We start from the raw sequence: 23597 nt of genomic DNA, 5'->3' as shown, positions 1-23597 counted from the left end.
ATTCACTACGTCAACCCCTAAGTGCTTTACCGTAAATTTTACGGCGGGATGGCTCCAGGTAATGGTTGAAAAATTCAAGTTACGCCGGGCTTCATTAAATGCCTTATGCACACTTGGAAGCTCTTTTTTTCGTCGCTTAATACAAAGGTGTCTGAATTGGATGCAATTCGGTGGCCATGTTTCAAAGCGCTCATCATCAAACAACGCTCGTAAACCCAACGCAATTTCTTCCTCACTCACATCACAAAGCGCTTGAAACCACACACCTGAGTCTTTAATGCCATGTTTAGTGATAAAACATGGGCCGTATATATCAGTTAATTGCAGCCACAAAGTCGCAATAAATCCGCTGCTCTTGTTCGGCTTTTGAATCGAATCGTCTTGTCTCTTCGCAGAAGGTAAAGTCGTTTGCATAGGCTTGAATGACGCGTTCACGAACACTTGATGTATTGGTTTTGGTTTTGTTGCGGTGTTTGTTTTCATGATTAAAACTCCGTGTATTATTCATTTGGTTTCTTTGTTGTTGGCGTTCCTGGCTTTGAGCCAACCAGCGTAAGTAAATTGGATTGAAATCAGCCCATTGCGCGCCGCAGGCTTTGTTGTACTCGATAAAGTTTTGGATTTCTGTGGGATCTTCTACGTTGCTGTAGCCTAGAATCTTAGCTCGTGAAATGGTTTCAGCGTTGGGTGTGAAATTATTGCTGATGCTTTGTTTGTTGTTATTGTTGTTATTAATATTATTAAAAATAATATTCTTTACAGCATTAATCGGTGTGTTAAGTTCTATGTTAGCTTCTGTGTTATCTTGTGTGTCAGAATAGTTATCTTGTTCAGTATAGGCAACGGTTTCTGATGGTTTAACTTCTGTGTTAATTTTTCTGATTTCAAAGATTTTGCTAAAAATTTTAGGGAGTTCAGGAAAAAGGAATTTGAGTGATTGGCCTTCTGAAATGACCTTGAAATATTGCCCACATTCTTTTTCAATTGATTTGATGTAGTTACGAATAGTTTGTTTGCTTGGGGTGCCACTATTCTTTCTTCCAGGCATTGGTGTGACTGTAAGTAGCTTTGCTAACTCGTTGTAAGTAATATTTTTAACAAGTCCTGTAGATGAGTCAGCTAAAGTAATCAGGGATTTAACTATTAATAAGGAGGCATGTGGAAGTCCGATAAATGCCTTCTCAATTTCTCTTATATATCTGTTATAACAATCTATTCCTTGCACAATGAATGTCCTTTATAGAGCTAAACGTGTTTGTTTATTTTTGTGGCAAAGCAATTTATAATAATGATTAATACAACTCTATTCGCCATATATGGTGAATTTATTATAAATGGCGAATTATGTCAATTGCTATCGTGCTTTCTGAATTAATAAAAAAATTTGACTTAAATGCGCTCGAGATAGAGCGTTTAACAGGGGTTCCAGCGAGTACGATTTATAGATTATTGAAAAGTGATGGTAATCCAACTATTGAGGTTTTAAAAAAACTGTCGAGTTTTTTTCAAATTACAGTTAGTCAATTAATTGGAGAGGAGCCAATAGGGTGTAAGCAAATTCCATTAGTTCCTGCCTTTGAGGTTTCAAATTTCTTTAATTTGAAGCCAGAAGAAAAAACTAAATTTGATAGTATACCCGTTGATTTTCCATTAAATCAGAGAAGTTTTGCAAGCATTTGCCAGGATAATACTATGGAGCCATTTATCTTAAAAAATTCTATTGTCATTATTGATCCAGATCGAGAAATTGCGAATAAAGATTTTGTTTTCCTAATAAAAAAAGATCAGGGCCAACCTAGGATAAGGCAGATTATAAGTGATGGGGATAGTTTTTATTTGAAAATGTTGAATTCTGATTTTCCCGTTGAGCCGACTAAGGTTGTTAAGAGTGAATATGCATTTATAGGTGTTATTGTTCATTATAGAACAAACTTATTTGATTTTAGCCGGTCTGGGTGGGTTGAAAATTCTCAACATTTAGTTAAAAGAAAAAACTGAACTAAGGCGCTAAATTGCTTCCAAAAAAAATTTTATTAAAATTGTCCGCGTATTTCAAAGGATTAGATAAGGAATGCTACTTAATTGTTATAGGGATGCTTTATATAACAATTTTTTTTGCTTCATTTGTAATGGGGTATAAGACAGTTGAGTTAAATGGCAGGATCTTATGTGCTTCTGTTTTTGTTTTTCCGTTACTTTTTCCAATAAGCGATTCGCTTACTGAGCTTGCTGGTGAAAAAACATCATATGTGATGATTATTGCTACAATAATATGTGAGTTTTTATTTAGTTATATTACATATTTTTTAGCTTCCCTGCCTTCTCCTGCTTTATGGAAAAACCAAGAAATTTATCCTTTGTTAACATCAGGTTTCTTGCATATTGCTGTTGCTGACTCAATATCTCTTGCGATTGGTTTTGGTGCTAACACCTATGTTTTATCAAGATGGGGTGTAAAAATATTTGGTAAAGGTTTTTTTATGCGAAGTCTTGGTGCTACAGCTGTAGGTGAGTTGTTATTTACGATCTCCACTAATTTAATAACTTTTCACTATTTTGGAGTTGCAAACATCGGGGAGACTTCAAATATTATTATTTCTGACTATGCTTTAAAAATGATTTACTCACTAATCATTTGCATTCCCAATGCATTTATTGTTTATAAAATAAAAAAATTGATAAGTGCAAATGATGTGAATAAAGAAAATTTGTCTAATGTGATGAATATTAACCAGTTAAGGACGAAATATCGAACTTAACTACATTATTCTTTTTATGTTCTCGGCAAAATTTATAATCTTTCTCTGCCTCGTTGCATCCGACTATGTTCCCTATACAGGCACTGTCTTCGGAATTGAATTGTTTTAATTTTTCTATATTGTAGTATATTTCCTTGGCGGGCTTAATAGATATCTGATTTGTTAGTTGATCTTGATAGACAATTAAAGGTTCTTCCAGCTGCTCTGAAAATTGATGATTAATTAGGCTAAACTGTTTTTTGTACTTCCTCTCAATGATTCTTTTCTGATTTTCTAACATCGTATCCAATGCCCATGCAAAATGCTCTTTTGAAAAATGGTTCTTGGAGCCACTTTCTTTAAGCAAAATTAGAGGATCTTTCGGAATGGGAGGCGTGCATTTTCCTGCTATCTTGACTGACAAATATATAAGACCTGATTCGGCGTCTTCATCTTCTGATGTTATTTCTAGGTTTTGAGATTTTATTTCATTGATCAATATAAATATTTTTTTAAAAACTTCCTTGAACACTATTTATCCTCTTTCTATTCAAGCATATCGCTTCCACTGTGAAGCGGCATTGTATCAAATAAAAGGTATTGATGCTCGGAATTTTACCAAAACTGTTCTACGAACATGTTGTATTTGTGGATTGTGATATAAATAAACTCTATAATGGAAATTTTCTATATATGGTAAATTTATAAATGCCGGTACATATTTTTAAGAATCCTGAGCTTTATAGTAAAAGTAATGCTCTACAGTATAACTTCGCAATGAAGATGCTAAGTAAAATTTCGTTTAACTCAACCTCAAGAATTTTAGATATTGGATGTGGTGATGGGGTTATTACAAATGAAATTGCTACGATTGTAGCCGATGGTTGCGTTATTGGAACAGATATTTCCGACGCAATGGTTGAACATGCTGCTAAAAAGTATGCTGAACAGAGAAATCTTCGCTTCATTCAGATGGACGCCACCCAAAACTTTTTCCGCCATCAATTTGATATCATTACGTCATTCAATTGCTTGCATTGGGTAAGCGAGCAAGAAAGTGCAGTTATTGGTATAGCGAAGGCTGCGGTGGACGGAGCCCAGATCGCTTTATTATTTTCGCATCGAAAATCGCTATATCACTTAGTTCTTGATAAAGTTTGTGCGAGTGATAAATGGGCGGTTTTCTTTAAAGACTATATTAGTCCGCGCTCATTTTTTGATGTTGCAGATTATAAAGATTTACTCGTTAAATCCGGATTAAAAGTAATTAGCATCGAAGAAGAGGAAATGACTTATTATTATCAAACACCGAAAGATCTTAAGGAGTTTTTTAATGCTGCTGGTTCTCAAATTAAATTAATACCGGATGATTTAAAAGAAAATTTTCTAAATGACTTTGTAAATGAATTTCTCAATCAAGTCACTTTAAATGATTTTGATGAGATCCCTGTTAGTTTCTGGTGTTTGCAAGTTGTTGCAAATAAACCTTATCCAACCAAAGAACTGATACAAGAAGTAGATGAGCTGGAGTTTGCTCAAAGGAAAGGGGCGCATATCTAATTAGAATTAGCGCGGTTAGGTTCGGTAAATCGCTAGAAATATAAGCTCCAGTGGAGGTTAATTCCCCACTGGACTTCGAGCTCCCTTAGATGGGTCCGTTCATGTTTAACTATCTGAAGAACTCTTTATGTTGAATTTCTTTGATTATTTCAGAGTGGATTTTATATTTTACCCATCCCCCCCTGCCCACCTTTTGATCTGTCCGTATAAGTACACCATTGTTAGTTAATCTGAATAAAGTATTTTTAAGTGATTTTTGATTTACCCCTGTGATTTTTGAAATCAATTCAAGGGTTAACTCCTCAGTTGAATCTGATTTATTAATTTTTATGTTTTTGTATAGAGCAATTAATATGGCTCTTTGATTGCCTACTAATTTTGAAAAGCTGACTTGAGGTGTTTTTTCTAATTTTAAATATTGATTTCTCGTTAGCTCATTCTTTTGCTCTTCCTCGTTGCGATTGAACCAATCGTGAACCGAATGTGAACCAATGTTTTCTTGATTTTCTACGGCATCATTGCCATGATTTGGGAGTTCAGTGGCTTGATCCATTTTGCCTTTTGTGAACTGATCGTGAACTGATTGTGAACCGTTGCTTATCTGACTTTTTGCAGCATCATTGCCATGATTTGGGAGTTCAGTGGCTTGATTCATTTTGCCTTTTGTGAACTGATTGTGAACTGATTGTGAACCGTTGTTTATCTGGCTTTCTGTTGCATCATTGCCATGATTTTGAAGTTCAGTAGTTTGTTCCATTGTTCCTTTTGCGAACTGATTGTGAACTGATTGTGAACCGTTGTTTATCTGTCTTTCTGCAGCATCATTGCCATGATTTGAAAGTTCAGTGGCTTGTTCCATTGTTCCTTTTGCGAACTGATTGTGAACTGAATGTGAACCGTTGTTTAGCTGACTTTCTGTTGCATCATTGCCATGATTTGGGAGTTCGGTGGATTGTTCCATTTTGCCTTTTGTGAACTGATTGTGAACTGATTGTGAACCGTTGTTTAGCTGACTTTCTGTTGCATCATTGCCATGATTTTGAAGTTCAGTGGATTGTTCCATTTTGCCTTTTGTGAACTGATTGTGAACTGATTGTGAACCGTTGTTTATCTGGCTTTCTGCAGCATCATTGCCATGATTTGGAAGTTCAGTGTCTTGTTCCATTTTGCCTTTTTCGAACTGATTGTGAACTGATTGTGAACCGTTGTTTTTGATAAAAACATCATCAAAAAAGTGGCTTTTTTTTATTGGATTTTTTTCTCGTTTCTCAGGAAGTTTTCTTTCTTGAGCATATAATTCAAACGCTCCCTTTTTAATAGCCATTAGATAGCCTCTAGCTCGTTAGTTAGAAATAAATCGACTACGCTATTTTCATTATTATTTACCCTTGCCCAAAATTCAGTTATAAGATGGTAATATTCTTCCGCCTGGGAAGATCCAAGAGCATATTCTAAAATGGTTTGCTTGGACATTAGTGCTTCTTCCCATTTTACAGACTTACGTATAGGGGTAGTTATCATGTAGTCAACATAACGACCTAGATACATGGCATTTATTTGTTGGCTAAGAGAACTTCGTTCAAGGGTAGTGCTAAACATTATTAATCCTTGATCTGTGAGTTTCATCACATCCTGGAAGTCCCATATGTTTTGCATGTTTGTAGCTGATGCATTATATGCTAGAAGATTGCACCCTAAAGGCATAATAACAGAAGAAGAAACTAAGATAGAGTTTTCAACTAGATGATTCCATGTAGGACTATTATCAAAGATGATTACATCATAATCTGATAGGAGAGGAATTAATTTATCCTGAAAAATATATTCGCGACGTTTTTCGAAGGACATCCATTTGTTTAATTTTACTAAGTCGTGTGTTTCAGGTATAAAATCAAGGGTTGGTAAAGATGTGGGGCGAATTATTTCTTTTAAAGGAGTGTTTTCAACGAAAAAATGAAATAATCCTTTTGCTTGCTCAAAATCATCTAATCTATTAAGTTCTTGTTGTGGAATTATAATGTCAGAAACGGAACATTCAGGATCTAACCCAATTAAAATAGACTTAATACCATTTAGTGCTAAAGTTCGTGCCTCGTTATAGCTAGACGTCGTTTTATAAACCCCTCCTTTTTGCATATATTTGCATAATATTTTTTGTTTTTTTGGTGGTTTTAAAAATCCAAATCGCTTACCGATTTCAGGAAGTTGCTCTAAATCCCATACTCTAGTTGAAACTTTCCCGCGAGCCTCTCTTTTGGCTGTTGGTATCTCGCCACGATCTTCAGCGTTATATAATGTTTGAACTGACTTGAAGCGATTATCCATTTTAAATAATTTGCGAATGTCTGAGTTAGTCCAGCTTGTTTGTTCCATTATTGTTGCCTTGTATGTTTGTGTTTGTTTTTTCTATTTATACATACAATTACATACTCTTTTGCATGGGTCAATGATTAAGATGTTAAAATACATAAAATATTTTTTTATATGTATAATTGTTTTTTTGTGTGCCTTTTGTGAACCAATAAACCCACCTCAAGGTGAACCAATCATGAACCAATCATGAACCATTCGTGAACCATTCGTGAACCATTCGTGAACCATTATACGAAGATAATATAAGTTGCCTAATAAAGTGAAGCTGCTTTTAGATGGAATGATGCCGGATTATATGTTGGCCCTCATGCAAACTTAATTTATATACATGGTATATCAGCGTAGTATATTAACGGACATGGCCTATTAGCCCATGTTTCTAACCAAAAAATATTGCTTTAACTCCCTTACTTCTGTGAATCAATTATTAATCGGGTTAATTATAAAAACATAGATACATGAAAAATTTGAATAGAATTCAACCATTCAGAGATCATAATAAAATCTACTTCGTAGAAAAATATTTCGGTATTTCGTGAACCAATCGTGAACCATTTTCACACTTAAAGTGTAAACCGATTGTGAACCATTTATGGCAAAAAAATTTTTTATTTCAGCTAGATATAAGAAAAAAAGAAGTTGACTGGTTTAATAATAAACGATAATTTCCTATTAATGATTTTAACTCAGGCAAAAAAAAAGCCCGTTGGCGCGGGCTTTTCTGATTAACGCTAAAATGTAACCTAATCAGATACATCTTAGCGTTAAGTAATTGATTAGTCAATAATTAGCTACTGCTAAGGATATTCTACGCATGCAAGAAAGTGCGTTAATGATGGAATGCATTGATTTCATAGACAAATCAACCATCGACAACAACTACAGCTCACGACGAGATGGGATGGTGCGCCAGGGCAATTGGTGTGGCCATGATCCCACTTCCCCTCGTTTTTTTCAAAAGCCACAACAGCATAAAGAGCGCCCTAAAATCATTACCTGGGCGATGGAGGCTTGGCAGCGATTTTATATGCTTCCACATTCTTATTTCAAAGAGCTGCGCATTAATCGAAACTCGCTTCGCCAACAGCGCAGTGAGTCACGAGAGGCGTTAGCGAGTATTGCGCAAGTCTTGTTGCACTACACGGAGCTTGCCAGTTTGCGGGTTGGCATTCCTCATGCAAGTTCTGGCTTTCGTTCGCTTACGATCGAATTCCTTGCCAACAAAGCAGGGATTGGCTTAAAGAGAGCCCAGCGTGCAGTTAAATTATTAGTTCGCGCGGGCTATTTAAACATGATTGAACGTTTTGATATCAAAGAGGAGCGTTTTATTGGTCTTGCTGCGGTCAAATCACTAACCCCTTCTTTTTTTAAAGCCTGCGGCATTAATTTACAGGCCTTATCGGCACAGCGTGGTTTAGCGCGTAAACGCTTGAATAAGAAACGAAGTACCTTTATTGAGAATGCTCAAGAGTCGCAAGCGGCGGCACGTAAAATCCTTGATTTTATAGCCCCCAAAGGGAATGCTAAAACGCACATTGATGTGATGAATGACATCCTTAATAACAAGTTAAGAGCCGATGAGGATTTGCGCGAGAAAGAACGCCGAAGAAAAGCATCGCTGGAACATCGCCATAAACTGTGACAACCCCCTTTGTAACCAATCCCTTTACCTTCGCCTTATAATGCTTAAAAACAACGTCTAGGCGCCGTTTCAGGTATTATTTTACTACACGATGGAATGAGTCCCCTAAAAGGGCATCTATTAGGCAAAAAACCTGTGAATTAGAAGGAATAAACGTGCGATTTGACCTAAATCGATTGTTCATTAATTGACAGTCTTTCATTTAAGTGTCTATGAGTATCGAGTTTAAGTGTCTGCTCTTACTTATAGTCCCATTTAAAACTTCTTAAAGATTATCCACAGACAATCCTTGTGGATAATCTTATCACTAAGGAATTCGTTTCACTCATCACCTGATTACTCCGTTAAAAGGAATTGTCCTTTGGACAATAACCTCATTTGAAAAAAACAACGCATCACATCAACATCTATTGCCTCGTATTCATCACTTAATCGCAATAAAAGATAACTCCGTACAAACTCCATCACAAGGACTACTCACTCGCTACACTCGCTCCGTTCCTCCTTGTGATGAACTTTATACTCCATTATTTTTATTTTTGCGACTAAGCGATGAATGACGAGGCATAAATTAACATCCTGCTGCTTCTACTGTGATAAATGAATTCGCTTCGCTCATGCTGTTTGATGCAACACGCTCAAAAATCAAAGGCATGGGGTTGGGTTCAGCAGGATGTTGGCGTTACAGTCCAATTTAGCTGCATTTAAAAAAATGATAGTATCACCTGTTGATACTATTGGCCATCCACAGTATTCTGTCTCCCTATAAGATTAGGGTAGGTGTTTATGGCCAATAAAAAAAGACGCTTGTCTGCTCAGGACGTGGTGCTCTGTCATGCGTATTTTCAGCGTGCGATTCAAAATCATCAATTCAGAAGCGATTGGCACGATTCATACCGCGCCCATGCCATCGCGGAATTTTTTAAACTCAACGTCGATACCGTCAATGAGGAAGCCATCGCGCAAGTGCAAACCTGGGTGGATTCCTTTGTGGATGCACCCACATGGAAACGGTGTTATCGCACGTTAAATCAAAAGAAATACCTCGATAAAAACAAACCTAAAACCCTCTCCATTCGCGGTGATGCTTATAACGCATTAAAAGAATATGCTGCGCAACAGGACATGAGCTTTTCGGATGCCCTTATCCAGTTGGTGGAAACCCATCACGAATCGTCAGTACCGTCGGCAAACCCAGAGCCCTTACCCACAATCGCCCCGAAAGTGAGTTCAGAGAGAACGTCAAATGTGATTTCCCTTGTTGATGATGAGGAAACAGAATTCGATACGCTCTGGGGTAGGGTGCCTCATTGGCCCCGTAAACCGGATAATTATCAGGTGAAACACAATGAATCGTATAAAAAATACCGCAACCACCTGAAACAACTCACCGTTAAAAACCCCGATGAGGCCCTACTCACTTATTTTAACCAATCCCTGAATTATGATTTAACGCAAGACAATTGCCATCAGGTGGGTGCGCAGCTGTTATCCATTCAACAGGCGGGCCTGAAACAAAACAAATTCTCACGTCACTTTAATCCCGAACTCTTTGCCGTCAGTCAACGCTTTTTCATCGCGAACTTCAGTATGGAGCACTATGCAGACGAGCTGCTCCTTTTTTTAGGGTTAGTTTTTGGCTGTACCACCGCCTCCATCACCTCGGGAAGCAGAACACCCTTTGTTTTTACAGGACCGCCTAATCAGGTGTTCATGGCGTATAAAGCCTATCAGTTCCTCGATGCTTTTTTAAGCCAAGAGGTCAAACGCTTTGAGCAGTCCTGCCATAAAAACACCAAAAGGAAAAACAGGCGCACGAAAGCGCAATGGCATGGCGGTCATTTGGTGACTGCGATGTTTCATTCCATTGTGGATGATGAAGAAACCTTTAAGCTCATGGAGGATGACCAATATGATTTATTATCCAGTCATTCCTTCAAAAAAGTACACGTCTATTATGATGAGAATGAACCGATTGGCGGGTGGTGGACTCCGGAGAAAGACCGCTTTCGATGGGAATGACGTTATTCTCATGCGCCTCCTGGATGCGGACGAACCCGGCTGTTTCTTGTTTATTTATGCTTCAGGTGCTCGTTCACGAACACCTGAAGCAGATACCTCATCCGTTATTGCCCAGGATTTTTGATGCCATTGCTGCCTGGCTTCGGGCCTTCTGATGTCGTTGATTGCGGCTCTTTATAGTCAAAAAATTTAAATAGGCTCTTGATGTCGTTACTGGTTTGTTCGACAAGTTGCTCCATGAGTTCTTGTTCTCGTTCCTGGTGTTTCCTCGCCAGGCCATGGGCGGCAAGAGCAAAGGTAGGATTCGTGGATATTTGCTGTTTGATGTAGGTGGAAAGGAATTCATGGACTTTAAGCTCTGGGTGGTCTTTCACTAAATCCATCGGGTAGGTTTTATCCCTCAGCGGATAATACAGCTTGGCGCCCGCATCCACCACCCGTTGCAGAAGGGTCGGATCGTCTCGTTTAATCGCCTCATGCACCGTCATCTGCAATAAAATGGCCAATACCTCTCGGCGAGCTGGAAGGGATTCATAGACCGAAGACGATTGCTCCAGGGCGGAAACGTTGTTGGCTTGTACCTCATACATTAATCTTTTTCCGAAAAAAAGCACCTCTAGGTTGCGGAGGTCTTTATGCTTTATCATTAGTTCGGTTAACGTCGGATCATCGCCTTTGGATGCACTCATAGAGGGTGTGACGGCTTTGCCGTCATAGGGCTTATTGGCGTGTTTAAACTCGGGATTGCTTAACAGCATCTCGATAAACGTGTAGCACTCAGGAGATTGTTTGGTGCTATTCATTACCGCTTCCATAAAAAAGGAGCCGCCTTCCTCATTTAAGGCATTCACGTCGATATTGGGATTTTGTTTGAGTAGGGTTAAGGCAGCAGCGTACTCGCGTTTGTTCAGCAGTTTAAATAGGTCGGTTTCCAGGGACATAATGTCCTCCTTTGCATGGTAAAGTTCCGTATTATATCGATACTGTATTTTAATAAAACATTTTTTGTTTTCTATTGCGTCAGTCCTTGCCCCTCGTGAGTTATATTGGGTGGTGGCGTTTCCAGTATGGACGTGCTCATTTGATTCTTTAACGCCGTGCAGGCTTTGGTCAAGCTGCGATTGGACTCCAGGTGCGGCAACGCATCGTCCAGGTGTTGCTTTAATGCATCCCATTCTTTGGTGCTGCTGCTGGTTTTGGTTGATAGCTCTTCTACTTTGGAATGGAGTTTTTCTAATGCTGCGGGAACCTCTTTGGCCTCCAATTCTAATCCCTCAATAAATTGTCCTATCTGCTTTTTCAGAGCACTCAGTTGCTCTTTGAGTTCGGCACTGAGCGTCACCTCGGTATCGGCAGGGGCTTGCAGTTCGCTTTTGAATTGGTTCAAGCGGTGTTTTACCTGAGAGCTTGCGTGTAATAAGCCCTCGCTGTCGGTTTGAGTGGTTTTACTTTGCGCAACCGATTGCTCTGTCGCAAATTCTTTCATGTGCTGAACCAGGGGGGATTTTGAATAATCGTCGATGGATTCCAATTCATTGAGCGCATGCAGCATTTGCGTGCCAAACGAGCGACGCATCTCATCTGAAAGCGTTTCTGAGTTTTTAATTAACGTGTCGATTTCGCTCAGGGTATTGAGGTGTTGTTGAAGCGTTATCTGTTGGGTTTCAGTTAAACCAACCGTGCGTCTCAGGGCTAATTGAACATGTTTGCTGAGTTCGTGCACGCACTCTTCCAGCGCCTCCTTTTGGGCTTGCTGCACTTTAGGCAGCAGCTCTTTGACCTGAGTTTCATACGCTAAGTCATTTTGGTACAAGCCATCCAGCGTTTTTTGGTAGGTCTGGGCCGTTTTCATGTACAACGCAATGAGTGCCTCACATTCGCTATTTAGAGCCGGAGATTTTCTTAACAGGCGAATGGCGGATTCGGTGCGCTGCAAAAATTCGTCATGGCTTCTGATTAAAAACTCGGTATCGCCTGAATGCTCTTTGAGCTCCTTGCGTCCGTCAATCCATCCGTTCTGAAGGTAACGTTGGTATTCATTAAGTTGCGCTTTATCCTGTTGGGAGAGCTCCTCGGCGTTAAAGACTTGCTCCATATCGATGAGGGGGACGCGTTGTTCTGGGGGCTTGGGTTGCGTATTTATTTTATGGCTTGGGGCATTCAAATTCATCTTAAGAAAGTCTTGCCATTGCGCTATTTGGTGTGGCGGTTCACTAAACGTTCCTAAGTGTTGGTTGATGTAGCCCTCATCCGGGGTAATGGACATCCCTTCTGGAAAACTAAATTTGAGGTGGTCATACCGTGGGCTTGCTTCTTTTTGCAAATACAACAACGCTGCATGGAGTTGATGAATGTTTTTATCCGAGCCGTGAATGTGGATTTCTTTTTTATCTGCGGGAAGGTTCAGTAAACATTGATAGCTCATTTCTAAGGCCAGGTCCCTGCTTTGTGCTTCGGTTAAATTCTTTGAGGTTGCAGTAAAGGCCCCATTTTTAGCTACGATTTTACCGTAGCTGCCCTTGTCTTCTGAATAATAACGGGTGGCGGTAAATGCCTCGCCTTCACTGATTGGGAATCCATGGACTGTTTCCTGGGGCGTAGGGCGGGGTTGGGTCGTCGATAATGAGGCATCGGGACGGGATGTATTGGGTTCTGAATAAGCGCTAATGTCATAAAAATACGGCGATTGACTCATCCGGGAATGAAAGAATTGCGCGGGCGTGGTGGGCTGTATTGGGACAGGCGGGTTTTGTGCTCGCGTTTTGCTGTAGCTGGACAGCGCACTGTGGAGGGCCTGCTCCGTTAATTGCTCTAAGTCTTCAAGTGTGAGCTCAGAGGTTTTATTGAGTTTCCTGAGGAGCTTTAGGTTGCGTTTTAATGCGTCGGGCTGATGTTCGTTGAATAGAAACCAAGGGGTATGCGCGTCTTGATTAGTCAATAATTCCTGTAAACGGTCATTCGTTTGTGGCATCACGACATCCTAAACAATCCTTTTTGTGTTTATTATAGACAAATATTTCGATTTTTCCACACGCTTAATTGAGCTACCTCCCAACAACACGATAAAAATTCAGTGCCTGGGGATTGCCTTCAGTGCGTTAATGGACAACCTGTACCTTTCTTAAGGCCTTTAAAATACCTTAATTTCTGAATCGTGCGCAGGTTCTTCTTGAAGCACCGGAGCAACGGGTGTTTTTTCAGCAAATAAACCAAATCGGATTGGTGCCTCAGTGCTATGTACTGTGGGTGGCGTTGGCGTTTCAAGGGCGTCGAATTGTTCTACGGCAGTTTCTAACTTGTTGACGAGTTGTTTTTGTTGGTTTAATAAATGATGAAACGCGTTTGTTGCTTCCGTGTAGCGTTCTGTGGTGTCACCAATGTGGGTGGTGCTCTGTGAAAGAACCTCGTTTAAGTGTTCAAATCGTTGCTGATTATTTTCAATGAAATCCGTCATTTTTTTCTCAAACACGCCTCGTTGTTCTTCACTAAGGGTAAGCATGCTCGTGAAGTTGCTTAAGGTCTTCTTGAGAATGTGTATCGTGCTTTGGTGCTTTGCTCGCTCAGATTCCATATCAGAGCCCACCTGGTCGATTCGCTGCAGGTGTTCTGTTAATTGAGCTTGGGTTTGTGCGTATTCGCTGCGTACTGTTTCAAGTTGCGCCAGGGTTTGTTCATGTAACTCAGACTGAGCTTCAAAGGCAGTTCTTAATTGTTCAGCCTGAGTTTCTAAATCGTGAACTAACTTGTGTTGTTGTTCTCCCGTTATTTTTAATCGTTCTATGGTTAATGAGAGGGTGAAGCGTTCTTCCTCGATGCGAGACACATTATCGGTTAACCTGGTGTTTTCGGTATTTATTTTTTCTATTTCTTGTTTGAGCTGTTCGTGTAATTCAGCAGTGAGTTCAATGAGTGAGGTTTGCAGTGTATTGAGTGTTTTAACAATGCTTTTGAATCGTTCTGTGTTTAATAACGCGTGGTGATGATGTGACGTCAGTAAATTATCACCCACCACATAAATCGCTGAAATAAATAAGCTAATGGTCAGTAACACCGTAAATTGCATTAAGATACTGATGAGCAATAAGGGGACAATGACGGTAACGCCAAGACCAACTCGCCACCACAGCGGCTGATTCCCCCAATAAGTGGCCATTTGTGTGAGTTGGCTGTGGTCTCGCGCAAACGCATCCAGTGCCTCATCAAGGAGTTGTTGTAATTCAATTAAGCGCTCCTGCGTGGCTTTAATTTGTTCTTCTTTAGAGGCTTTGAAATCCGTTGCAGAGGTTGTTTGAGGGGCGGTACGTGTCATAATCCTTTTCCTTGTTTGATGACATTAAAACCATGTAAGGTAAAAACGAGCGAATGGTGATTTAAAAATGTTCATTATAATGCATCATAAATAACCGGTCATCAAAAAAATACACACTATGATGTTTGTGAATCGGGTTTAGTGGGTGCGCAACCAGCCTTCTATATAGGTTTGGGTTTCTTCAATTACGGTGATTGCTTGCTGATAGAGGGCTGAAAATAAAGTACGCTCTCCTGCTTTCCAATACCGCTCCACATATTGGCAGGCGTATTTCATGCGATGAGTCCCTAAATACACCGCTCCACCCTTAATTTTATGCGCTATTTGTTCCACCCGTGGGAAATTTTGCGCTGTAAATGCCTCTTTCATTTGTGCTAAATCGTTAGGAAGTTCTTGATGCAATAATTCCAGCATGCTTTTTACCGTATCCATGGTGGCGCAATTGCGCAAGGCTTCTGCCTCATCGAGGAGCGAGAATTGATTTAAATGAAACAGCTCCGCATCATTATCAGGTAAATCCCGGCGGATACTTGGGGCAGGTTCTGGTGTTTTCTCGATGGGGGATGGAATGAAGGAATTAATGATTTCTGCTGCATTGTGTTGGGTCAATGGCTTGGTTAATACGGCATCCATTCCCGATTCGATGCAGCGTTGTTTGCTTTCATCAGCCCCATGAGCTGTTAGGGCAATAATTGGGATGTGGTGGGTGGCGTTGATTTGACTGCGAATGGTTTGGGTTACCTCATATCCGTCCATACCATCGCCTAATCCAATATCCATGAAAATTAAATCATAGTCTGTGTTTTTGCAGCGATGAATAGCATCCATGCCACTAGCGGCAATGTCTACTTCACATTGTAAGGACCCAAGAAGGCTTTTCGCTACGGTTTGGGCAATGAAGTTGTCTTCAACGACTAATATTTTTTTAGATGTTTCTGTGTTCGGTTGCATCCCCGATAGTTGCTGGGTTGACGGCCCCCTTAAGGAGGTTGGGCTTTTTAGCTCCTCTTCCCGGTCAACGCCTGCATCATTATCAATTAACGGGATTTGAAGGGGAATAAGGCAAGTAAATACAGTGCCTTTATGGGGCTCACTGTCCACATAGATTTCCCCACCCAATTCATCAATAAATTGTTTAACAACATAAAGACCTAATCCCGTACCTTTGTAAATTCCTTGATAGGATGGAGTGAGCCTTTTGAATTGGACATAAATCTCTTGTTGTTTTTCTTTAGGTATTCCCATACCCGTATCCGTTACGGTCAATTGAAGAATTAACGACTTCTGTTCTTTTTTGGCTTGAATGGCGTGAATCGTCACGTGTCCTGACTCGGTGAAATTAAGAGCATTTCCTACCAATTCAAGAACAATTCGATGAAGGCGAACGCGATCCCCAATTAAAAAGTGTGGGAGTTCGGGATTGCACTCAAAGGATAGGGCTAATTTCTTTTCTGCAGCTTTGGCAGCGTAAAGTTTAACTACGTGCTCCAAGGTATCTGCTAAATTAAATTTCTTCTTTAGCAGAGGAATTTCACCCGAACTGACTTTGATGGCATCTAATACTTCGTCCATTAAATCCAGCAACGCATGGCTTGATGCAATTAAATTGTCCGCATATTCTTTAACTCGTGGATTGGTCGCTTCGGTTTTTAAGATTTCACTAAAACCAACGATTCCTGATAACGGCGTTCTGATGTCATGACGCATGTTGGCAAGAAACTCGGTTTTAGCCTGGTTCGCTAGCTCCGCGTGTTCTTTGGCCTGTTTTAAATCCATCAATAATTGTTTTTGTTTCGTAATATCCACGGAAATCCCCACGACCCCGATGACTTCGTTGTGCGCGTCATCAAATAGGGGTACACGACTTGAGGAATAGTAGGTTAGTGTCCCATCTGCATTAAAAATAGGAGGCTCTTCGCTGTTGAGTTTCGGTTTTCTGGAGGCCATAACCTCTAAATCATCGTGCTCATATAGTTGGGCATGTCCCTGAGTCCAGCCTGCAATTTGACCCATTTGCTCATAGGTCATTCCGATGAACTCATTGCTGTTTTTTAAGCCAATAAAGCGAAGCACGTTGTCATTACACCCTTGAGTGATGCAATTCTTATCAAGCCAATAGACATTATTGGGCATGCAACTGATGATTTTTTGATAGTAGTCATGTACTTCTTTAATGGTGGTCATTTGTGCAATAGCCGAAGGCAATGAGTTGCTCTCAGTTGTTGGATCTGATTCGTTATCTTTGGCTTTTTTGCTCACGAAAGCATCCTTTTTAAGTGATTAATGAAATTATATATTAATTTTCATCAAGTGCTCCTGCACCATGCGAGCCAAAGAGTCGACGTGAGGCTCTTGAAACATGGTTTCATGATTTCCTGGTGTCATGTATCGGCTGATTTCATTATTAGAAAATTGCTCCCAATGATTGAGTGGTGCATCGATTTCTGCGAACGCGGGGAGTAGGTTTTGTGATTTAAATAACGCCATAGGGGACTCTATCAGCTGCATTTCAAATTTCCACAGCAGATTAAGACGAAACCATTGGATATCCAATAAGATTTCTGGTTTGGGTAAGCCATATTTTTTAAAATCATTAATCAGTTCGGCGTGCTGTCGTGCCATCGAGGTTTTGAAATAGTGATCGTCCAGCAAGGTATTGGGGTACACGCCCCATCCATCCAGTACAATCAGTGAAGCCACCTCTTCGTTTTCACGCTTTAGCTCATGGGCAATTTGCGCGGCAACACTTGCGCCAAAAGAAGCACCTCCAATCAAGTAGGGGCCATGGGGTTGTATTGCCTTAATGTGCTTCAAGTAGAAGGACGCCATTTCTTCGATTGAATTTAATACCGGCCGTTCTACATCGATGCCTGGGTCTTGAATTCCGTAAATGGGACGTTGCTTTTCTAAGGCTCGGGCTAATTTGGTGAACCAGAAAATCGTACCGCCGATTGGATGAATTAAAAATAAAGGCGTTTTATGCCCACTAGGCTGTAAACAAATGATAGGGTTGGGAATATCATTTTGATTTTTAATGGGTTTGTTTGCGGCCTGTTGCCTTTGCTTAATTAGGTTCATTTGCTCTTTGAGCGTGGGGTGGGTATACAAATCACGGATACGCAGTGTGACCTTGAATTGGTCTTGGATGAGCGACATGAGCTTGAGTGCTAAAAGGGATGCACCACCTGAATCAAAGAAATTATCGTTAGGGCTGATTTGATTGGTTTCCAGTACTTTTTGCCATAAGAGCATCAGTTCGTGCGTTTCTTCGTTGGTATTGGGTGCTTCGAGTACGGTTTGAGTGAAATCAGGCTCAGGCAGGGCATTGACATCGACCTTACCGTTCACGGTCAGAGGAATATGGTCAATGATGATAAATACCCGAGGCAGCATGAATGCTGGAAATTTTGCTTTTAAATCTTTTTTTATCGCCGCTAGATTAATTTGAGTGTGCTTTGGCTTTAAGTAGCATGCCAGGTAATCATGCCCATGGGTGTCACTTTTCTTTACCACAAAACAATCTGAAACCTCAGCGTGGTGAAGCACCGTTAAGATTAACTCTTTAGGTTCAATACGAACGCCATTGATTTTGACCTGGTCATTGTTTCTGCCTAAATACTCCAGGACTCCTGAGGGGAGCCATCGTACCCAATCTCCCGTTTTGTAGATGAGTTTAAACCGATGAGGTTCAAAGGGATTAGGAATGAAATGCTCTTGAGTTAAGGCCGCTCGATGATGATATCCTGCGGATAAGCTCAAGCTGCCGATGTACAGCTCGCCTTCTTCACCTAACTTGGTCAGGTTTCCTTGAGTGTTGACGACGTATAAACTGGTATTGTATATCGGTCTGCCGATGATGTTGGTGTTTAAGTCTTTGGATGAGGGGGACACATCTTGGGCAGTAATGTCAATGGTGGCCTCAGTCGGGCCGTATAAATTAACGAGCTGGCATCTTAATTGTTCAAAGAATAAGGTTTTGATTTCAGGGCGCAGCGATTCACCGCCTACAAAGACATAACGTAACGAGGAGCAGCTACGTATCCGTTTATTTTGAAGCAGTGTTTTCAAAATAGAGGGAACTAATTGCAGGATGGTTACTTGGTGGTGATTAATTAAGTCCATCAGTGACTCGGTATCTATATGAGTCCCTTGGGGTGCGATGACCAGTTGTGCGCCAGTGAAAAAAGGGAGAAACAGTTCCCATATTGACGGATCAAACGATAACGGCGTTTTTTGAAGAATGATGTCTTGATGGGATACCTCAAACCGTTGACTTATCCATAACATATGATTTAACAACGCCAGATGCGTTATTTCCACTCCTTTGGGAACCCCAGTACTGCCTGAGGTGTACATCATATAGGCCCGATTGGATGATTGGGCGCGCGCCGTAAATAAAGGAGATAAGCCTTCTAACTCATGAGTTATTTTATCCAATTCAATCAGCACTAAATCTAAAGCACCCACCAGGTCTTTTAAATGAGACTCGGTAATGAGGACTGTGGCCTCACTGTCTTTCACCATAAATGAAATACGCTCTATTGGATACTGTGCATCAAGTGGGACATAGCAACAACCGGTTTTAATTATCGCAAGTATTGCAATGAAGGTAGAAATACCGGGCTCTAAATACATTGCAATTTTATCTTGAGAATGAACACCACATCCTAAAAGGTAGTGTGCCAAGCGATTGCTTTGCTCATGGACTTCCTTAAAGGTTAGTTGAGATTCTTTGAAATGAAGCGCGATTGCATCCGGTGTTTTTTGGGTTTGTTTTTCAATAAAGGAGCATAACGTCTCTTCATGATTGAACGATACCGTATCCCCATGCCCGATGTATTGGCCATCCTGCTTTAAGAAATTTAAGGAAGTCATGGCGATTTATCCAATTTCCAGAGAAAATAGAGCATACAATTGGTCCCATGGTCTCAGATAATGGGTATATCCTGTTCCTTTGATCATCATGACGGTATCCTCTTGGGGCGCTCTCACGGCATCAAACGGACTCAGACCCTGAATACTCTTGGGATTCGAGGCGGGGACATCCATAAATACCGGAGCGTTTTTTGCAAATACAAGCAACTCTGCCATTAATTGGGTCGCAATTTCGGGTGTGTCCGCAACTAAGGTCCCGATGCGAAATCCACGCACACAAGGACGTATAAAGCCAAACCCTTTGATGAGGTTGTCGTCCATAAAAACCAAACCTTTAGTTTCTGGTTTGAGTAATAGTTCGTTAAATAATAACTCTCGGTTAGTCCCATCCTGTTTTTGGTAATAGGTGCTGACCGAAGGAATTAACTGGCTTGTGATTAATGAGCATGAATTGCTGCTCAACGGGGCGTTTAATGGGTTGGAGTGAATATACCAGCGTTGAACCGCCATCACCGGTTCAAATCCGGCTTTTTTATAACGCGCGACTTGTTCTGATACAGCGTATAATGCAATGAGCGCATTCGGTTGTTCTTGATTCATTCGGCTCATTGCCTCATTCCATAGGGCTTCTCCGATTCCTTGCCCGCGATAGGATTTATGCACAATAAATGGCCCTAAAGTAAAAAAAGAAGGGCTGTGCTTCATCAAGGACAGGGAGGCGATGCTTTTGTTTGTTTTGACAATATAGTGACCCATAGGGTCTATTTTATAGTAGATTTCACTGTCGTGGAGGCCTATATTCCATCCCTCATCGATACACCACTCATTAATTTCTTTAAAATCAGTACCCTGCATCCGCGATACCGTAATGGGTTTACCCAACAGCTCTAGCGTGGAGTTGTTCATATTTTTCCTAGTTAAGCACCGAGTAGATGCCGTAAAGTGTGTCCATCATAGCGATGTGTTTTATTTAGTCAAATTAATTCCATGAAGGGATTAGGGCTGGCTCGTTCCTATCGAATCGCTTCTTTATCAAAGATGTTTCTTTCTGGCTCATTTGCGTTCACGAAGATAAAGCGTGTTACTTAGGGCTTTTCACGTGCTACACACAGAGTTATCCACAGAATTTGTGGATAGTTTTTTTCTGGATTAGGATGGTGGAGGGCATGAACACGGTATTTTTGGAACTAAAGAATGGGTCGCAAGGGATTTTTCATCAAGTGTTGAATGGAGTTATTCACAGGAAAAATGTGTTTTATTACATGAGCCTAGGCGATGATAGCAAAAAATAAAATTAAATGACAGCTTGAAATTTTAGATTTTTATACTATGCGCTCTAAGCACGAAAAAAGCGCGTCCATTTTGATTCATCTCGTTAATGGATTACACTGCAAACCCGTTTTTTGATGAGTTTGATTCATGCGTTATTTGAGGTTTATTTTACTGTGTTGCTGCAGTGTTGTTTTTGCAGACTCTCCCAATTCATTTGCTCAAGCAAAAAAAATCGTAACCCAATTATTTGAAGCACATCCAAGAACAATTTATTGCGGTTGTTCCTTTAAGGGAAAAACGGTTGATCTCAACTCCTGCGGAATGCATCTAGCGGATTCAAAGCCGAGAGCGCACCGAATTGAGGTCGAACATGTGGTAGCAGCAGAGCACTTTGGCCAGCAGTTTGCCTGTTGGCGCGAACCACTCTGTACCGATAATAAGGGGCACCCTTTCAAAGGGCGTAGGTGTTGTCAAAAAATTGATGAGCGCTTTCGACATATGGAGGCTGAGTTGTATAACTTGTGGCTCGAATCAGGTCTTGTGAATCAAGCGCGCTCGAATTATCGTTTTGGTGTCGTACCAAATCAGGAGGATTATTTTGGTTGTTCGATCAAAATTGATAAATCGACTCGCAGGGTAGAGCCTTCCGACCAAACTAAAGGCATTGTGGCACGAGCTTATTTGTTTATGTCCGACCATTACGCACTTCCCTTAAGTAAACAACAAGAGCAATTATTTCGAGCCTGGAATAAGCAATTTCCGCCTACAGAGTGGGAACACCAATGGGCTAATCAGGTCGCGCAGATCGAAGGGTATCCTAACCCCTACATCACTAAGTGGACAAAAGATGCCGCATAAAAGGCTGACCTATGATTCAAAAACAAGGGCCACTTAGTGACCTTTGTTTGGGTTTGCGCGAATAATTGAAGAGGCAGTACACCAAAGCGACTATCCCACTTTTTAAATTCACACGCATAATCAATATCCAGGGCATTCATAGAGGCGTCAACACGCTGAACTACGCCTACTCTTTTGAGAGGGGTAGTGTTGCTTTGAGTTGCAAATTCGTTCAGATTAGGGGGGCTGTGGAAGAACCCCCAAAAGTGGTCGTTCTGAGGTTATAGCTAATCTATTTAGTATTAGTAAGCCTTTGCTGTAAATCCACACTGGTTCTGATTTCACCGTGTTCAGAATAAAACTGGTGGTAGCAGTACCTGTTCTCCTCTTACAGGAAAAGCTTTTTCAGTATAAGGTGCATACAAACAAGTTAAATACTTGTGCCTTAGTGTAACACGGAACACGACAAGTTGCCGACATAGTCGGCCTGTGCGCCATGGGCGCCTTGAACAAGTGGCGAGAAGAATCTTCCACCGCTTGCTGTCACAAACAACCCCGCCTGCAATAAGCACCTGAGATTGGGTGCATGTGCACCTGTGCTTGCTAACCTAAGTTATCTAACCAATAATTATTGGTGCAGATAACTCAAGGATTGAATAATGATAAAATTCCCACTTAAAAAAACGACTTTACTTCTATGCTCGGCATTGCTTCTTGGCCAGGCCTCAGTAAGTAATGCATGTACTCGAGCTGTATATATAGGTTCTGAAGATTTAGTGATTACAGGCCGCTCTATGGACTGGATGGAAAACATGCATTCAAGTATTTGGGTATTCCCCAAAGGCATTAAACGTAATGGACTGGCGGGACCTAAATCACCGGAATGGACTTCAAAATACGGTTCCATCGTTACCTCTGTTTATAATCTTGCATCGGCAGATGGGATGAATGAGAAAGGGCTGGTAATGAACTTGCTGTATTTAGCCGAATCCGATTACGGGAGTGTGAAAGAGGGGCATCCTCCGTTATCAATTAGTCTTTGGGGGCAATATGCCTTGGATAATTTTGCGACCGTCAATGAGGCAGTTGAAGCGATGTCAAAAAATATATTCCAGATTATTGCACCTAATCTTCCCGATGGAAAAGCAAGTACAGTTCACTTGTCTTTATCCGACCCAAGCGGTGATTCAGCTATTCTGGAATATGTTCAAGGTGAACTGGTCGTTCATCATGGTTCCCAATATCAAGTAATGACTAACTCTCCAATATACAGCAAGCAATTAGCTATCAATGAATATTGGCAGGAAATTAATGGCTCGGTATTTTTACCTGGAACGAATAGGGCAGCAGATAGGTTTGCCAGAGCGTCCTATCTGATTCAGTCCATTCCCAAGGAGGTTGATAAAAAATACATTCAGGGGGTACCAGCCCAAGCCTATACTTATCAAGCTATTGCGGGAGTATTAGGTGTTATGCGTTCGGTTTCGGTTCCTTTAGGAATATCAGATCCGATTAAACCGAATATCGCATCGACTATATGGCGCACCGTTTCGGATCAAAAAAACAAGATTTATTATTTTGACTCATCAACTTACCCCAATACGTTCTGGATCAACCTTAAAAAGATTAACTTCGCCCCTGGCGCTTCAATACTGAGTCTTGCAGTAGAGGATGGAGCGGTTTATGCGGGAGATGTATCAAAGCTGTTAAAGCCTACCAAGGCGTTTGATTTTATGCCAGCACAATAAACATCATTAGCCTCTGCACTTAACTGCTATGTTAAGGCGGTTCAGTGCAGGATTTTACTCAGGGAAAAAAGTCAACTTCATAGGTAAAATGGGCTGATTTTTCCGCTTCGATTTTCCTAAACTTAAAACTCAGTTCCTGTGCTGAAATTGCGGGCGAACGATATCACTTCGTACGCATCACGGCAATTTCATTCCCTCATTCTTGGTTTCAATCCCGTTTC

The 23597-nt window shown here is 40.8% G+C and carries 17 protein-coding genes and 1 pseudogene; 7 read left to right on the top strand and 11 right to left on the bottom strand.

The window, feature by feature from the left end; translation table 11 throughout:
• Both ACQY7T_RS05715 and ACQY7T_RS05710 read right to left on the bottom strand, forming a co-directional pair.
• Window positions 1-264, bottom strand: a pseudogene (locus ACQY7T_RS05715) (hypothetical protein); the annotation flags it as partial.
• Window positions 265-313: 49 nt separating this feature from the next.
• Complete coding sequence (locus ACQY7T_RS05710) at window positions 314-1225, bottom strand: hypothetical protein (RefSeq protein WP_428411913.1); 912 nt, start codon at window positions 1223-1225, stop codon at window positions 314-316.
• Between the two features lie 119 nt (window positions 1226-1344).
• Here ACQY7T_RS05710 and ACQY7T_RS05705 point away from each other — a divergent pair, with 119 nt between their 5' ends.
• The gene (locus ACQY7T_RS05705; protein ID WP_428411911.1) at window positions 1345-1998 is read left to right on the top strand and encodes an XRE family transcriptional regulator; all 654 of its coding nucleotides are present in this window, start codon (window positions 1345-1347) and stop codon (window positions 1996-1998) included.
• Window positions 1999-2012: 14 nt separating this feature from the next.
• Entirely contained in the window at window positions 2013-2759 is a 747-nt protein-coding gene (locus ACQY7T_RS05700) for a VUT family protein (RefSeq protein WP_428411910.1), read from the top strand.
• On the opposite strand, the gene ACQY7T_RS05695 is transcribed toward ACQY7T_RS05700, so the two are convergent.
• Entirely contained in the window at window positions 2728-3270 is a 543-nt protein-coding gene (locus ACQY7T_RS05695; RefSeq protein ID WP_428411908.1) for a hypothetical protein, read from the bottom strand. The genes ACQY7T_RS05700 and ACQY7T_RS05695 overlap by 32 nt on opposite strands.
• Before the next feature lie 176 nt (window positions 3271-3446).
• Between ACQY7T_RS05695 and ACQY7T_RS05690 the strand changes: the two genes are divergently transcribed.
• Window positions 3447-4298, top strand: a complete 852-nt coding sequence (locus ACQY7T_RS05690) for a class I SAM-dependent methyltransferase (protein WP_428411906.1) — start codon at window positions 3447-3449, stop codon at window positions 4296-4298.
• A 109-nt stretch (window positions 4299-4407) separates the two neighbouring features.
• On the opposite strand, the gene ACQY7T_RS05685 is transcribed toward ACQY7T_RS05690, so the two are convergent.
• Together ACQY7T_RS05685 and ACQY7T_RS05680 are read right to left on the bottom strand one after the other, a co-directional pair.
• A complete protein-coding gene (locus ACQY7T_RS05685; protein WP_428411904.1) occupies window positions 4408-5622 on the bottom strand; it encodes a hypothetical protein in 1215 nt (404 codons plus the stop codon).
• Window positions 5622-6671 carry a ParA family protein gene (locus ACQY7T_RS05680; protein ID WP_428411902.1) on the bottom strand — a complete coding sequence of 350 codons (1050 nt, stop codon included), beginning with the start codon at window positions 6669-6671 and terminating at the stop codon, window positions 5622-5624. Before ACQY7T_RS05680 ends, ACQY7T_RS05685 begins: the two co-directional genes overlap by 1 nt.
• Before the next feature lie 814 nt (window positions 6672-7485).
• On the opposite strand from ACQY7T_RS05680, the gene ACQY7T_RS05675 reads away from it, so the two are divergent.
• On the top strand, window positions 7486-8313 hold the full coding sequence (locus ACQY7T_RS05675; RefSeq protein WP_428411900.1) for a hypothetical protein: 828 nt from the start codon (window positions 7486-7488) through the stop codon (window positions 8311-8313).
• 786 nt (window positions 8314-9099) lie between these two features.
• Window positions 9100-10335 carry a DUF7168 domain-containing protein gene (locus tag ACQY7T_RS05670; RefSeq protein ID WP_428411898.1) on the top strand — a complete coding sequence of 412 codons (1236 nt, stop codon included), beginning with the start codon at window positions 9100-9102 and terminating at the stop codon, window positions 10333-10335.
• Window positions 10336-10439: 104 nt separating this feature from the next.
• Here ACQY7T_RS05670 and ACQY7T_RS05665 read toward each other — a convergent pair whose 3' ends face one another.
• The 6 genes from ACQY7T_RS05665 to ACQY7T_RS05640 all read right to left on the bottom strand — a co-directional run bounded on the left by ACQY7T_RS05665 (window position 10440) and on the right by ACQY7T_RS05640 (window position 20425).
• Entirely contained in the window at window positions 10440-11276 is an 837-nt protein-coding gene (locus ACQY7T_RS05665; protein ID WP_428411896.1) for a hypothetical protein, read from the bottom strand.
• A 71-nt stretch (window positions 11277-11347) separates the two neighbouring features.
• On the bottom strand, window positions 11348-13306 hold the full coding sequence (locus ACQY7T_RS05660; RefSeq protein WP_428411894.1) for a hypothetical protein: 1959 nt from the start codon (window positions 13304-13306) through the stop codon (window positions 11348-11350).
• A gap of 159 nt (window positions 13307-13465) precedes the next feature.
• Entirely contained in the window at window positions 13466-14644 is a 1179-nt protein-coding gene (locus ACQY7T_RS05655) for a hypothetical protein (RefSeq protein WP_428411892.1), read from the bottom strand.
• A 138-nt stretch (window positions 14645-14782) separates the two neighbouring features.
• Complete coding sequence (locus tag ACQY7T_RS05650; RefSeq protein WP_428411890.1) at window positions 14783-16903, bottom strand: ATP-binding protein; 2121 nt, start codon at window positions 16901-16903, stop codon at window positions 14783-14785.
• A 30-nt stretch (window positions 16904-16933) separates the two neighbouring features.
• Window positions 16934-19519, bottom strand: coding sequence for a non-ribosomal peptide synthetase (locus tag ACQY7T_RS05645; protein ID WP_428411888.1), 2586 nt, complete (start codon window positions 19517-19519; stop codon window positions 16934-16936).
• A 6-nt stretch (window positions 19520-19525) separates the two neighbouring features.
• Window positions 19526-20425, bottom strand: coding sequence for a GNAT family N-acetyltransferase (locus ACQY7T_RS05640; protein WP_428411886.1), 900 nt, complete (start codon window positions 20423-20425; stop codon window positions 19526-19528).
• A 513-nt stretch (window positions 20426-20938) separates the two neighbouring features.
• Between ACQY7T_RS05640 and ACQY7T_RS05635 the strand changes: the two genes are divergently transcribed.
• On the top strand, window positions 20939-21649 hold the full coding sequence (locus ACQY7T_RS05635; RefSeq protein WP_428411884.1) for an endonuclease: 711 nt from the start codon (window positions 20939-20941) through the stop codon (window positions 21647-21649).
• A gap of 638 nt (window positions 21650-22287) precedes the next feature.
• A complete protein-coding gene (locus tag ACQY7T_RS05630) occupies window positions 22288-23376 on the top strand; it encodes a linear amide C-N hydrolase (protein ID WP_428411882.1) in 1089 nt (362 codons plus the stop codon).
• The last annotated feature ends 221 nt before the right edge of the window (window positions 23377-23597 follow it).

Origin of the sequence: Legionella sp., from assembly GCF_965140895.1 — a bacterium.
Lineage (GTDB): Bacteria > Pseudomonadota > Gammaproteobacteria > Legionellales > Legionellaceae > Legionella.
The sequence above is the reverse complement of the archived record's forward strand: the minus strand, read 5'-3'. Positions and strand labels throughout refer to the sequence as shown.